The sequence below is a fragment of the Pseudoalteromonas sp. MM1 genome (genome assembly GCF_030296835.1).
Lineage (GTDB): Bacteria > Pseudomonadota > Gammaproteobacteria > Enterobacterales > Alteromonadaceae > Pseudoalteromonas.
Map to the genome: position 1 here is coordinate 761,308 of NZ_AP027923.1, position 13,858 is coordinate 775,165.

Annotated in this window: 12 protein-coding genes; 7 read left to right on the forward strand and 5 right to left on the reverse strand. The window is 41.6% G+C overall.

Features of this window, described 5'->3' with window-relative positions; all coding sequences use genetic code 11:
* Positions 1-226: 226 nt before the first annotated feature.
* Positions 227-1,450 carry a NupC/NupG family nucleoside CNT transporter gene (locus tag QUE46_RS20095; RefSeq protein WP_055013477.1) on the reverse strand — a complete coding sequence of 408 codons (1,224 nt, stop codon included), beginning with the start codon at positions 1,448-1,450 and terminating at the stop codon, positions 227-229.
* A 17-nt stretch (positions 1,451-1,467) separates the two neighbouring features.
* Complete coding sequence (gene udk / locus QUE46_RS20100; protein ID WP_004587190.1) at positions 1,468-2,097, reverse strand: uridine kinase; 630 nt, start codon at positions 2,095-2,097, stop codon at positions 1,468-1,470.
* Positions 2,098-2,291: 194 nt separating this feature from the next.
* Between udk and QUE46_RS20105 the strand changes: the two genes are divergently transcribed.
* From QUE46_RS20105 to QUE46_RS20130, 6 genes are all read left to right on the forward strand, one after another.
* Positions 2,292-3,509, forward strand: a complete 1,218-nt coding sequence (locus QUE46_RS20105; protein ID WP_286248557.1) for a phosphopentomutase — start codon at positions 2,292-2,294, stop codon at positions 3,507-3,509.
* Positions 3,510-3,524: 15 nt separating this feature from the next.
* Positions 3,525-4,226: a purine-nucleoside phosphorylase gene (gene deoD, locus QUE46_RS20110; RefSeq protein WP_286248559.1), complete on the forward strand. Its 702-nt coding sequence runs from the start codon at positions 3,525-3,527 to the stop codon at positions 4,224-4,226.
* Between the two features lie 559 nt (positions 4,227-4,785).
* Positions 4,786-5,529 carry a ferredoxin--NADP reductase gene (locus tag QUE46_RS20115; protein ID WP_286248563.1) on the forward strand — a complete coding sequence of 248 codons (744 nt, stop codon included), beginning with the start codon at positions 4,786-4,788 and terminating at the stop codon, positions 5,527-5,529.
* Between the two features lie 92 nt (positions 5,530-5,621).
* The gene (locus QUE46_RS20120) at positions 5,622-6,353 is read left to right on the forward strand and encodes a nuclear transport factor 2 family protein (RefSeq protein ID WP_286248565.1); all 732 of its coding nucleotides are present in this window, start codon (positions 5,622-5,624) and stop codon (positions 6,351-6,353) included.
* Between the two features lie 13 nt (positions 6,354-6,366).
* Positions 6,367-6,687 carry a hypothetical protein gene (locus QUE46_RS20125; RefSeq protein WP_004589283.1) on the forward strand — a complete coding sequence of 107 codons (321 nt, stop codon included), beginning with the start codon at positions 6,367-6,369 and terminating at the stop codon, positions 6,685-6,687.
* A gap of 503 nt (positions 6,688-7,190) precedes the next feature.
* Positions 7,191-7,358, forward strand: a complete 168-nt coding sequence (locus tag QUE46_RS20130; protein ID WP_286249270.1) for a hypothetical protein — start codon at positions 7,191-7,193, stop codon at positions 7,356-7,358.
* Positions 7,359-7,632: 274 nt separating this feature from the next.
* Here QUE46_RS20130 and QUE46_RS20135 read toward each other — a convergent pair whose 3' ends face one another.
* Positions 7,633-8,511, reverse strand: a complete 879-nt coding sequence (locus QUE46_RS20135; RefSeq protein WP_286248571.1) for a tetratricopeptide repeat protein — start codon at positions 8,509-8,511, stop codon at positions 7,633-7,635.
* Positions 8,512-8,968: 457 nt separating this feature from the next.
* Entirely contained in the window at positions 8,969-9,628 is a 660-nt protein-coding gene (locus tag QUE46_RS20140) for an ABC transporter substrate-binding protein (RefSeq protein WP_286248572.1), read from the reverse strand.
* 279 nt (positions 9,629-9,907) lie between these two features.
* Between QUE46_RS20140 and katG the strand changes: the two genes are divergently transcribed.
* Complete coding sequence (gene katG / locus QUE46_RS20145) at positions 9,908-12,088, forward strand: catalase/peroxidase HPI (protein ID WP_286248574.1); 2,181 nt, start codon at positions 9,908-9,910, stop codon at positions 12,086-12,088.
* Between the two features lie 468 nt (positions 12,089-12,556).
* Here katG and QUE46_RS20150 read toward each other — a convergent pair whose 3' ends face one another.
* Positions 12,557-13,012 carry a transposase gene (locus tag QUE46_RS20150; protein WP_286248577.1) on the reverse strand — a complete coding sequence of 152 codons (456 nt, stop codon included), beginning with the start codon at positions 13,010-13,012 and terminating at the stop codon, positions 12,557-12,559.
* Positions 13,013-13,858: the final 846 nt, after the last annotated feature.

Sequence of the window (13,858 nt, forward strand, 5' to 3'; positions counted from 1 at the left end):
CCAATTGATTTGCTAAATGAAGTGGAGGAAAGCGTAATTATTTCCGCAAGTTGTATAAGTATTTAGAGGTGGGGAAAGTGGGTGAGTAGAGTATAAAAGAGCATCTCTAAAACGATAAAAGGGCCTTGCGGCCCTTGGTGAAGTATCGTTCAAGTCAGATAGTGCTTTAACCCCTTAAAGTACTATCTTCTTGTTTTGCAACACCGGTGTTCATCTCATTAAGTTTCTAAGCTAGCGAGAGGAAAAACCCAGCAATTGCTGCGCTCATAAGGTTAGCCATAGATCCTGCTAACACTGCTCTGAGCCCTAAGCGTGCGATATCCTTTCGCCGACTAGGCGCCATACCGCCTAATCCACCTAGTAAAATAGCTATCGACGATAGATTAGCAAACCCACATAACGCAAATGTTACAATTGCTTGAGTGTGCGCACTTAACGTATCGCGATAATTTATAAAGTCTAAGTAAGCAACAAATTCATTTACTACTAACTTTTGACCAATAAAACTGCCTGCTATGATTGCCTCATCCCATGGTACGCCAAGTAACCATGCAACAGGAGCAAATACATAACCTAAAATTTCTTGTAGCGTTAAAGTAGGGTAATCAAACCAACCCCCAATACCGCCTAATAAACCATTTAATAATGCTATTAATGCTACGAAAGCTAATAGCATTGCGCCCACATTTAGCGCTAAATGCATACCGTTAGCTGCGCCTGATGCCGCTGCATCAATAACATTAACCGGCTTGTCTTCATCGCTGTCTAACTCTGCAAGCGTATCTTTAGGTGTTTCGGTCTCTGGCACAATCATTTTGGCCATTAAAAACCCACCTGGTGCAGCCATAAAGCTGGCGGCAATTAAATACTTAAGCTCTACACCAATAATTACGTAACCTGCCATTACAGAGCCCGCTACGGTAGCTAAACCGCCAACCATTACGGCAAACAACTCAGACTTAGTCATGGTTGCTATAAACGGCTTAACAATCAAAGGTGCTTCAGTTTGGCCAACAAAAATATTAGCCGTAGCTGAGAGCGATTCTGTACGAGAGGTTTTCAATAGTTTTTGTAAACCACCGCCCAGAATTTTAATTATCCAATCCATAATGCCAATGTGATAAAGCACAGCAACAAGTGCTGAGAAAAACACAATGACCGGTAAAACTTGAATAGCAAAAATAAAACCGAGAGTGTCTTGCGAAGCAAGCGGGCCAAATAAAAACCCAATCCCGTCGTTTGCAAAGCTAATAACCGAAGAGACGGCACTAGACATACTTGCTAACACGTTTTTGCCTGCTTCAAAAAACAGCACAAACCCACCAATAACTACTTGCATGGCAAAGGCTATCGCTACGGTGCGTAAGTTAATTGCTTTGCGGTTAGTCGACGCCGCAAAAGCAATACTTAGTAGTACAAACATGCCTACTAAGCTCATAAATGTTGTCATACAGATGTTTCCCGTTATTATTCTTGTAGTAAATACTTAATTTTACTTTTAATAATATCAATCGCAACGCGGTTCATTCCGCCTCGAGTCACAACCAAATCAGCGTTATGCTTTGAAGGCTCAATAAATTGATAAAACATCGGTCTAACAGTTGCTTGATATTGCTCAACAACAGATTGTAATGTTCTGCCTCTTTTTTCCATGTCTCGTTGCATACGACGCATTAAGCAAATATCAAGGGGTGTATCTATAAATACCTTAATATCAAATTCTTTATTAAGTGCTTTATCACTTAATAATAAAATACCTTCTACTATTAAAATTTTAGCTGCAGCAACGCGACGAGTTTCATCGCTTCGTGTATGTTGTGCATAATCATAAGTAGGTACTTCGACAGAGTTACCACTACGAAGCTGAGTTAAATGTTCAAGCATTAACTCATGTTCAAATGCATCAGGATGGTCGTAGTTAGTTTGCGTACGGTGTTCCATAGGCAAATGCGACTGATCCTTGTAATAAGCATCTTCTTCAATAATGGCGATAGCGCCTGGTTCAAGCTCATTAACCAACTCATTATAAATAGTTTGGCTAAAAAGAGATTTGCCCGACGCCGATGCGCCAGCAATAGCTATAATAGTTCGTGTCACTAAAGTTCTCACCCACACAGAAAGGAAAAGTTGTTTGGTTGATCACAATAGCAAAAAAGACACGAATAATCTCTTTTGCTTTGCTTAAGAACGCAAATTTATAATGTTTAGCTTTTATGAAACAGGACTTATGTCCTGTACGGAAAATTCGATCAGCGGATAAAGTAACCACCTAGAAGCAAAGTGAGGTCAACATGGCAAGAGCAATCATCTTAATGGCAGACAGCCTAGGTATAGGCGCAGCACCCGATGCAGACAAATTTGGTGATGTTGGAGCAAATACACTCGCCCACTTATTAAAAGCATACCACGACGAAACGGGTAAAGCGTTATCGTTACCTAATTTATCTAAATTAGGTTTAATCGATGCCTGTGAGGCAGCGGGCGGTGAAACGTGTTTAGTTTCTGAGCGTCAAGCATCGCAAGGTGCATGGGGTTATGCAAAAGAGCTTTCAAGCGGTAAAGATACGCCATCAGGGCACTGGGAAATGGCCGGCGTACCTGTGTTATTTGATTGGGGCTACTTCCCTAAAACACAGCCGAGTTTTCCACAAGAATTTGTAGACAAATTTATAGCGCGTACCGGTATACCTGGCATTTTAGGCAATTGCCATGCATCAGGTACCACTATTCTAGAACAATTAGGCGAAGAGCACGTAAAATCAGGTAAACCAATTTGTTACACCTCAGCAGATAGCGTGTTTCAAATTGCCGCACATGAAGAGTCTTTTGGCCTTGAGCGCCTTTACGAAGTGTGTGAAATTGCCCGCGAGTTACTTGACGAGCTAAATATAGGTCGTGTTATTGCCAGGCCGTTTTTAGGTACAAATAGTGCAGATTTTGCGCGTACAGGTAACCGCCGAGACTATTCTGTGCTGCCGCCATCACCTACGTTATTAGATGTATTATCAAAACACGGCGGTGAAGTAATAAGCATTGGTAAAATTTCAGATATATACGCACACCAAGGCATTACACAAAAGCACAAAGCCCCAGGGCTAATGAATTTACTTGAAAAAAGCAGCGAAGTATTAGCAAGCGCGCCAGACAACAGCTTAATTTTTACCAATTTAGTTGATTTTGACGAAAAATTTGGCCACCGCCGCAACCCTGTTGGTTATGCAAAAGCGTTAAAAGAATTTGACGATTACTTACCAACTATACTAAACCAATTAAATGCAGATGACGTGTTAATGATCACTGCAGATCACGGCTGTGACCCAACCTTTCCAGGTTCTGAGCACACCCGCGAATATGTACCAGTTATAGCTTATCAACCGGGCATGCAAAATACCCCGCTTGGCGAGCGCAATAGCTTTGCAGATATCGGTCAAACCCTAGCACAGTGGTTTAACTTACCTGCACTTGAATACGGTGACGGCTTTATAAACAAGCTAAACGCGCCTAAATAAAAAGGAAAACAATTAATGAGTACTCCGCATATTAGTGCAAACGTTGGTGACTTCGCTGAAACAGTATTAATGCCGGGCGATCCGCTTCGTGCACAATACATTGCTGAAAACTTTTTAGATGATGCTGTACAAGTAACAGGCGTACGTAACATGTACGGCTTTACAGGCACATATAAAGGTAAACCTGTAAGTATTATGGGTTCGGGCATGGGCATACCATCTATGTCTATTTATGCGCGAGAGTTAATTGCAAGCTTTGGCGTTAAAAACATTATCCGTATTGGTACCTGTGGTGGTATTGGTACAGATATTAAAATTCGCGACGTAATTTTTGCACAAGGCGCAAGCACCGACTCAAACGTAAACCGTGCACGCGTTCGTGGTTACGATTTTTCAGCAATTGCTAACTTTGACCTACTATTAAACGGCGTTAACGCCGCTAAAGAGCTAGGTATTAAAGCAAAAGTAGGTAACGTATTTACTACCGATACCTTCTACCAAGCTGACGACACATTCTACAAAGACCTAGACAAACTAGGTGTACTTGCTGTCGATATGGAAACAGCCGGTTTATACGGTGTAGCAGCAGAGTACGGTGCAAATGCAATGGCGTTATTCACGGTAAGCGATCACGTGATCACTGGTGAAGCAACACCAGCCGATGAGCGTCAAAGCACGTTTAACGAAATGGTTAAAATTGCATTAGAGTCTATTTAATAAACGCAATTTTATTAAATTAGCAAACAGTTCCTTGGTAACGTATTCACTAAGTTTTGGAGACACGCCCAAAGTGAAGTGAGACTAAACCCCCAAAGCCGCATTTTATGCGGCTTTTTTTATGCCTATAAAAGCGTTGCTTTAAACGAAAGCAAGTTGCGCATTAACAAACAAGTAGCAGCGAGTTTACCTCGCGTTTGATATTAAACTTGTTCGTGGCATAAAGCAGCTGCTACTCATTAATTCTCTCAAAGCACACAGAGGCGCTTAGTGTTACACACCGATAATGGGGTTGATGAATCACTGACATAATCACTCATGAACGAAAGCACACTCTAACCGCGTAGCAGCGAGTTTTCCTCGCGTTTGATATTAAACTTGTTCGTGGCATAAAGCCGCTGCTATTCATCTTTTTAATCAAACTAATGTTACCCAAAGTAAAAGCGCTACCTTTAAAAAGTAACTGCTCGCAGTGTTACTCTTACTAAGTTAATGCTAGTGTATAAATTACAACCATTTATTGTTTTTGTTGTTTAACCGTTAAGCTATGGAGTTGACTATGTCTAACTGGGTAGATGCAACCGTAAAAAAAGTAACGTGGTGGAGCGATACGCTTTTTAGCTTAGTAGTGAATGCAAATGTAGAGCCATTTAAAGCAGGGCAGTTTACTAAGCTCTCGATAATAGAGGGCGATAAACGTATTGCTCGGGCTTACTCTTATGTAAACGCGCCTAATAACCCCGATTTAGAATTTTACCTAATTAATGTAGAGGACGGCTTATTATCGCCTCGGTTGGCGCAATTAACACCTGGCGACACTGTATTAATAGAGCAACGCGCCACAGGCTTTTTTACCCTAGACGAAATACCACCGAGTGAGCAGTTATGGATGCTAGGCACAGGCACCGCAATAGGGCCGTTTTTATCTATTTTGCAGCAACAAGAGGTATGGCAAAAATACACGCAGATAAATTTAGTGCACGGCGTACGTTTTAATGCCGATTTAAGTTATCAAAATTTAATACACACCCTTATAAACGCACATCCTTTACAACTTAGCTATATGCCGGTAGTAAGCCGTGAAGAGCCACAGCAGGGCTTAAAAGGGCGTATTACTACAGTAATTCAAAACGGCGAGCTATTTAGGAAGGCGCGCAAAGCCCCAAGCCCAAATAATGCCCAATTTATGATTTGTGGTAACCCACAAATGGTAAAAGACACCACCCAGATACTTTTAGACAAAAATTTTAAACGAAACCGACGCAGAGACCCAGGGCACATAACGGTTGAGCAGTATTGGTAAAATGTATAACAATCATTTAATAGCTACCCGAAAACGCTCAAATTTGTTATGTTGCAGCATTAACAGCGTTATATGTTCATATTAGGAAAGTTATGAAATCGTTACCTATTATTTTTGCCTCGCTTATTGCTACTGTTGCCCTGATCAGTTATGCAGCAGAGCAAACCGAAGAGACTCAAGAAGAGCAAAAAAGCACCGAGCAAGCATCAAGCTCTACTCAAGTAAGCAATTCACAAACACAAACAAAAGATGAAAAGTTAAACACACTTGAGTATCAAGCCCCAGAGCTTAAAAAGCCAAAAGTAGATACGACAAAACCTGATGATTCAAAAGTACTGGGCAACGAAACCCCAAAACCGGTAGAAAAACCAAAAAACAAAGTAGAAAAAGCAGCGGCAGTGGCCGAGGCAGAAAAAGCCGTAACGCAAGCCAAAGAAGCATTAACCGCTAAACAGCAAGCTAAAGCAAAGCAATCCCGTGAGTCGCTTGCTGTTATAGAGCAACTAGTTGAAGCCTATAACGCCCGCAATATCGAACAATTTATTCGAATGTACGATGAAGATGTAGAGTTTTATATTTTTCCTAATGAGCTATTATTTAAAGGAAAAGAAAAACTAATAGCTCGTTATGGCTTAATGTTTAAAAAATTAAAGTGCATTAATAGCTCGCCAATAAAGCGTATTGTTCACGGCGACATAGTAATAGATCACGAGCTATCAGAAACCTGTTCAACAGATGAAAACGTGGTAGATAAACGCTCAGAGTTAGTTTCGAGCTACCAAATAAAAGATGGAAAAATAATCCGCGTATTATTTTTTAGATAATAAAAGGCCTACTATGCAGTTAGCAGACGACAAAAAAATTCGCTTAATGTACCGTGTTGAGCCTGGGTGTTTAGGGCCGCAAGGCGCAGATCACATAGAAGATTTTTGTCGTTATGCTAATAAGCATATTAAATCACCTTATTACGGGCAATTTTTGTTTTTACCACGCTTTGATAAACAAAAAGATGAACGTCAATACAGCGTAAAAAACCGCAATCTATCGCGAGTGCAGGCCAAAGCCTATTTAAACCATTTTGAAATTGATATAGATACCTTCGAAGAGCAACTCGACGAACTCCTCACCAAAGCCATCGATTTATACTTTAAACGCTAATGTTAACATTGTAGACGTAGAGCTTGCTCACGTTAGAAGCGAAGCTTCTCATTACTTAAATGATGTATTGCACAAAGAGAAAAAAGAGGAGTGAAGGTTGGCGCTAAGCTTGCTCGCGCTAGATGTTAGTTACTTCTCTAAAGCGAAGCGCGGTCACCTCTTTGTGATTGTATTGGTTTAATATTTACGAGCTATCGCTCGTTACGCCAGCGAGCTGCGCGTCTACAGGGCAGGGTTTAGCCTATTTAAACCATTTTGAAATTGATATAGATACCTTCGAAGAGCAACTCGACGAACTCCTCACCAAAGCCATCGATTTATACTTTAAATGCTAATGTTAACATTGTAGACGTCGAGCTTGCTCACGTTAGAAGCGCAGCTTCTCATTACTCAAATGATGTATTGCACAAAGAGAAAAAAAGAGGAGTGAAGGTTGGCGCTAAGCTTGCTCGCGCTAGATGCTAGTTACTTCTCTAAAGCGAAGCGCGGTCACCTCTTTGTGATTGTATTGGTTTAATATTTACGAGCTATCGCTCGTTACGCCAGCAAGCTGCGCGTCTACAGGGCAGGGCTTAGCCGATTTAAACCATTTTGAAATTGATATAGATACCTTCGAAGAGCAACTCGACGAACTCCTCACCAAAGCCATCGATTTATACTTTAAACGCTAATGTTAACATTGTAGACGTCGAGCTTGCTCACGTTAGAAGCGCAGCTTCTCATGGCTTTAGCCGAGGGGATTAACATAAGGGTAAAAGCGTTGCTTTTAAACGCCAGCAAGCTGCGCGTCTACAGGGCAGGGCTTAGCTCCTGCGTTAATTTGACTTGTAGGCGTCGAGCTAACGCAATGATAAAAGTTTCATATTGAATTTTTTCGCGGCATAAAGCCGCTGCTACTGCTATTGTGAGCTTTGCACTTTACGCTGATAACCCGCCTATCACTCTCTAGCTACCCGCTACTATGGTATTAAAACTGTCGTTGTCGTGTAGGCTGGCAAAGGCGCTTTCGTGTAGTAACTCATTACGTAAGTTTGGTGAGTATTCAAGAGCCATTTTTATATCGGCTAAAGCATCGGCATGTTTGTGTGTAAGTGCATACGCACACGCACGCTGCCAGTAGGCATAGCCGTAGTCGCTATCTATATCAATGGCTTGGTTACATAACTCAATGGCTTTGGCGGTTTCGTTTAGCTCTAATAATGCATCGGCTTTGTAGGCAATGGCTTCTACATCTTCTGGCTTACGTTTTAAAATTTCGTCAAATATTTCTATTTTGTTTGCAAAGTCGCTTTCTAGGTTTGCACGCATCCATAACGAGTGTACTTCGTTAGTTACCGAAATACGCTCTTGGTTACTGAGTATTTCTTCTGAGCGAACACGCAGTTTTTCTTCAAGAATTTTTAAGCGATCTTCGTACTCGTCAGTGATCACACTTACACGCGTATTAACTATATCTTCTACTTTGTTTTTAACATCGCGTAGCGAATTCCAACCTACTAAAACCAAAATAGAGGCCGTAGCAGTAATAATAAAAAACACGTTATTAATAGTGTCTGTGGTGTAAATAAGCGCTCTGTCGGCGGTATCTAACTGGGCGTGTGTTACTTGTTTAGTTACGTCTTCACGTAATTGTTGTTGGTCTTGGCGAACGGCTTTTAACTCATCAAGAATATAGCGTTCTAAAAGCGGTTTATACATGGGCTCATTTAATTGTTCTAGCGCTTGTTGCTGTTGCTGTTCTGTTGGTGCAGCAGACTCTTGTGCATTAACAGTATTTAAAAGCGAAAAAAAACAAATAAATAGAATAGATATGTAAAAACGCATCGGTACGCCTAAGTTAATTATTAGTGACTAACCGCACTTTAACATGCAAGGCTTATTGGCACTAGGGCGTGTTGGCTTTGAACTTAAAACAACATAGCAATTTTGCATAATTGTTCACATAGCCTTAAAGCGTACTAAATTTTAGGCAAAAAAAAGCCAGCCCAAAGTGGGCTGGCAAAACTGCTTAAAACAACAATAAATTGTCGCAGGGAAATAACAGGAGTGAGTGGCCATAATAATCAAGTTAATCTGAACATTTACTTAATTATTCAAAATACATTTCAATGAGTTATAAAGTAAAGGTGCATTGGGCTTAGTAATGCACCTTTATAAACAACTTTAATTTCATGGTGAAGGGGGGTATTCCAATGTGCGCTTAATTAAAAGCCACTTTCAAGCCCTTCATATACCATTACGGCAGTTTTTATAAATTAGATCAGTGGCTTTTAAATTAGCATCAGTGCTGTTGATATATTTTGTCTATGTCAGCTTGTTTGCTCAGTATAAATTTATTTATGGTCATTACCTCTTGCAACGTGACCGATTGCTTGCTGAACATAAAGTGCACTGGGTTGGTGTAAATATTTTTTATACTTTTTACCATTAACATATTAGCGTATTTTTTTAAAAAAGGACTCGCTACTCTTAGCTCTTCAATAGAGTAATCTACCCTGTGTTTACTTACCATATCAGCCCTGTTATTGGCATGCGAAGTATATACAATTTGATCTGCAAAGCGCTTTTTATATTCAGCTACCTCTGGGCCATAGTAACTGCCTCGGTTTATAGCAAGTGTAAAACCTTGTTCAAATACTTGCGCTAAAGTGTTTACATCAGGATTGGATGCATGTTTAAAAAGCTTCATTTTTTCTAAGCGGTATGGCTCAGAAAAATAGCCATACTCAGCGCGTTCTGTTGTGTAACTGGCTGAAAAAGTAAAATCAATACGCCCCAGTTTTAATTCTTTATGAATACGGGAAAGGCTAGGGGGGTGTTGGATTTTTACACAAAAATCAGCCCCATTAAAAATTAACTTAATTACCTTAAGCTCAGCACCAGCATAGCCACTACTTAACTGAGTTAGATTACTGGGCCAGTTAGTTTCATTTGTGCCCATAATAAGTGTTTTAGAACAAGCATGAGCCAAGGTGTTACAAGTAGTAGCAACAATTAGAGCGTAATTAACTAGCCATTTAATGATCACTTTGGGTTCCCGCTGTATTAACTATAGAGCACATCAAAATTATCAATGGTATCAATCGATTTAAATCCCTATTTAAAGGTAGCGTACACTCTAATGTATGCCTATATTATTACGGTATATTTTCTAATCGTTAAATAGCGATTTATAAATAAAGTGCTAAACAAGTCATTTTAAATAAATAAGGATTTCGCAATGAGCAAGCCAACAGCGGGTAAATGCCCTGTAATGCATGGTAGTAATTCAGTTGTTTCAAAAGTAAACACAGATTGGTGGCCTAATACTCTAAATTTAGACATTCTTCATCAGCACGATACTAAATCAACCCCCTACGGCACAGACTTTAACTACGCCGAAGCATTCAAATCTCTCGATTTAGACGCAGTAAAAGCAGATCTAAAAGCCTTTATGACCGATAGCCAAGATTGGTGGCCTGCCGATTGGGGTCATTACGGTGGCTTAATGATCCGCATGGCATGGCACTCTGCAGGTACGTACCGTTTATCAGACGGCCGTGGTGGCGCAAGCACCGGTAATCAGCGTTTTTCGCCGCTAAATTCGTGGCCAGATAACGCAAGCCTAGATAAAGCACGCCGCTTACTATGGCCAATCAAGAAAAAATACGGTAATAAATTATCATGGGCCGACCTATTTATTTTAGCCGGTAACATGGCATACGAATCAATGGGATTAAAGATTTATGGCTTTGCAGGTGGCCGTGAAGACATTTGGCATCCAGAAAAAGATATTTACTGGGGCGCAGAAAAAGAATGGCTAGCACCGAGTGATGAGCGTTACGACAACGTAGAAAAACCCGATACAATGGAAAACCCATTAGCTGCGGTGCAAATGGGCCTAATTTACGTAAACCCAGAAGGCGTTAATGGTATACCCGATCCACTTAAAACCGCGCAGCACGTACGTGAAACATTTGCCCGCATGGCAATGAACGACGAAGAAACCGCAGCGCTTACCGTAGGTGGCCACACAGTGGGTAAAACTCACGGTAATGGTCAAGCCCAGCACTTAGGCCCAGAGCCAGAAGCTGCCGACGTACATGAGCAAGGCCTAGGTTGGAACAGCACAAAAGAAGGCGGCGTTGGCCGACACACTGTAACATCGGGCCTAGAAGGCGCGTGGACTACCCACCCAACAAAATGGGATAACGGCTACTGTCACTTACTATTAAACTACGAGTGGGAACTAACTAAAAGCCCAGCAGGCGCGCACCAATGGGAGCCTGTAAACATTAAAGAAGAAGACAAGCCAGTCGATGTAGAAGATCCATCAATTCGTTTAAACCCAATGATGACCGACGCCGATATGGCCATGAAGGTAGACCCAATTTACCGTAAAATTATTGAGCGTTTTAACGACGACTTTGAGTATTTTTCTGACGTGTTTGCCCGCGCGTGGTTTAAACTTACACACCGCGACTTAGGTCCTAAAGCGTGTTACTTAGGTAAAGATGTACCAAGCGAAGACCTAATTTGGCAAGATCCAATTCCAAGCGTTGACTACACCCTGTCTGATGACGAAATTAGCGAGCTAAAAGCACAAATACTTAACTGCGGCATAAGCGCTAGCGACTTAATTACTACTGCATGGGATAGCGCACGTACTTATCGTGGCTCAGACCGCCGTGGTGGTGCAAATGGTGCGCGTATTCGCCTAGCTCCTCAAAAAGATTGGCAAGGCAATGAGCCAGAGCGTCTAGCAAGCGTACTTAGCGCCCTTGAAAAATTTAAAGCAGGTTTAGCTAAGCCTATCAGCATTGCTGATTTAATAGTATTAGGTGGAACAGCAGCCGTAGAGCAAGCGGCAAAACAAGCAGGTGTTAATGTAACAGTATCGTTTGCGCCAGGTCGCGGCGATGCAACCGATGAAATGACTGATGCTGAGTCGTTCGAACCATTAGAGCCTGTGCACGATGGCTTTAGAAACTACCTTAAAGGCGACTTTAGCGTATCGCCAGAAGAGCTACTTTTAGAGCGTAGCCAATTAATGGGGCTAACAGCACCAGAAATGACCGTACTGTTTGGCGGAATGCGCGTACTAGGTACAAACTACGCAGGTAGCAACCACGGTGTATTTACCGATAACGTAGGCACGCTTTCTACCGACTTTTTTGTAAACCTAACCGACATGGCCAATAACTGGAAACCGTCTGAGCCAGGTGTTTACAACATTGTTGAGCGTAAAACAGGCACCATTAAATGGACCGCAACACGTATAGATTTAGTGTTTGGTTCAAACTCTATATTACGTGCACTAAGCGAATTTTACGCACAAGACGACAACAACGAACGTTTTGTACATGATTTCGTAAATGCATGGGTAAAAGTAATGAACGCCGACAGATTTGATCTTAAATAAATCATATTAACAGGCACAAAGGGGAGCAACATCGCTCCCCTTTTTTATTATCTAAATTTTAGCTTTGAGCTTGTATTTGTTGTGCTTGCTCACGTTAGAAGCGCAGCTTCTCAGGGGTTTAGCCGAGGGGTTTACACTAGGGGAAAAGCGTTGCTTTTAAAACGCCAGCAAGCTGTGCGTCTACAGAGCAGGGTTTAGCTCCGGTGTTAATCTGACTTGTAGACGTTGAGCTTGCTCACGTTAGAAGCGCAGCTTCTCATGGCTTTAGCCGAGGGTTTACACTCAGGTAAAAGCGTTGCTTTTAAAACGCCAGCAAGCTGCGCGTCTACAAGGTAGGGTTAAGCTCCGGCGTTAATCTGACTTGTATTTGTTGCGCTTGCTCAGGTTAGAAGCGCAGCTTCTCATGGCTTTGGTAAAGGGGTTTAACATAAGGGTAAAAGCATTGTTTGTTCTTGAAAAATAATACCCTCAACCCCCGTCGTTCAAATATATACAATCCCAAAAAGGGTATTGTTCAATCTTTTGCACAATCCCAGCTCTTAATGGGTTTGCAACAATATAACGAGCCTGAATTATTAAATCTCTTTCATTGCGGATTTGATGCTCAAAATAATTTTGTTGCCAAATTGGACCTTTATTACCACTAAGCGCATTAATCTTCACGGTTGTTAAGCTTTTAAACTGCCTAACTACCTCAGATAATGAGAGCGCCTTAATCTGAAAAAGCCAATGAAGGTGATCGGGCATTACGGTATAGCAAATAGTATTAACATTTTTTTGCATATAAAAGATCGCGCGAGCGGCTACACAGGCATTCTCAAAGCTTTCAAATAAATCGGCTCTTTGCGCACAGCATATGGTGACTGAATAATATTTGTGTGCAGACGAGCAACGACCTTTTAATAGTTTTGTTGAAGAAACCATGAGAGCCATTTCTTAATATATTTTAATAAATATAGGAAAACCTGTTTATTTCACAAGCTTTTAAAACGAAAGCAATGTGCGTCTACAGGGCAGGGTTTAGCTCCATCGTTAATTTTTCTTGTAGACGTTGAGCTTGCTCACGTTAGAAGCGAAGCTTCTCATGGCTTTAGGCGAGGGGTTTACACTAGGGGAAAAGCGTTGCTTTTAAACGCCAGCAAGCTGTGCGTCTACAGGGCAGGGTTAAGCTCCAGCGTTAGTTTGACTTGTATTTGTTGCGCTTGCTCACGTTAGAAGCGCAGCTTCTCAGGGCTTTGGTAAAGGGGTTTACACTAGGGGAAAAGCGTTGCTTTTAAACGAAAGCAATGTGCGTCTACAGGGCAGGGTTAAGCTCCATCGTTAATTTTTCTTGTAGACGTCGAGCTTGCTCACGTTAGAAGCGTAGCTTCTCATAGCTTTAGCAAAGGGGTTTAACAACAGGGTAAAAGCGTTGCTTTTAAAACGCCAGCAAGCTGTGCGTCTACAGGATTGGGCTTAGCTTCGGCGTTAATCTGACTTGTAGACGTCGAGCTTGCTCAAGTTAGAAGCGCAGCTTCTCAGGGTTTTAGCCGAGGGGTTTACACTAGGCTAAAAGCGTTGCTTTTAAAACGCCAGCAAGCTGTGCGTCTACAGGATTGGGCTTAGCTTCGGCGTTAATCTGACTTGTAGACGTCGAGCTTGCTCAAGTTAGAAGCGCAGCTTCTCATGGCTTTAGCCGAGGGTTTACACTCAGGTAAAAGTGTTGCTTTTAAAACGCCAGCAAGTTGTGCGTCTACAGGGCTGGGTTAAGCTCCATCGTTAATTTTTCTT

What these genes read in the sequence shown, in the direction of transcription:
- QUE46_RS20095 (WP_055013477.1), bottom strand. Translation starts at nt 1,450, where the DNA reads ATGACAACATTTATGAGCTTAGTAGGCATGTTTGTACTACTAAGTATT.
- QUE46_RS20105 (WP_286248557.1), top strand. Translation starts at nt 2,292, where the DNA reads ATGGCAAGAGCAATCATCTTAATGGCAGACAGCCTAGGTATAGGCGCA.
- deoD (WP_286248559.1), top strand. Translation starts at nt 3,525, where the DNA reads ATGAGTACTCCGCATATTAGTGCAAACGTTGGTGACTTCGCTGAAACA.
- QUE46_RS20115 (WP_286248563.1), top strand. Translation starts at nt 4,786, where the DNA reads ATGTCTAACTGGGTAGATGCAACCGTAAAAAAAGTAACGTGGTGGAGC.
- QUE46_RS20120 (WP_286248565.1), top strand. Translation starts at nt 5,622, where the DNA reads ATGAAATCGTTACCTATTATTTTTGCCTCGCTTATTGCTACTGTTGCC.
- QUE46_RS20125 (WP_004589283.1), top strand. Translation starts at nt 6,367, where the DNA reads ATGCAGTTAGCAGACGACAAAAAAATTCGCTTAATGTACCGTGTTGAG.
- QUE46_RS20135 (WP_286248571.1), bottom strand. Translation starts at nt 8,511, where the DNA reads ATGCGTTTTTACATATCTATTCTATTTATTTGTTTTTTTTCGCTTTTA.
- QUE46_RS20140 (WP_286248572.1), bottom strand. Translation starts at nt 9,628, where the DNA reads ATGGGCACAAATGAAACTAACTGGCCCAGTAATCTAACTCAGTTAAGT.
- katG (WP_286248574.1), top strand. Translation starts at nt 9,908, where the DNA reads ATGAGCAAGCCAACAGCGGGTAAATGCCCTGTAATGCATGGTAGTAAT.
- QUE46_RS20150 (WP_286248577.1), bottom strand. Translation starts at nt 13,012, where the DNA reads ATGGTTTCTTCAACAAAACTATTAAAAGGTCGTTGCTCGTCTGCACAC.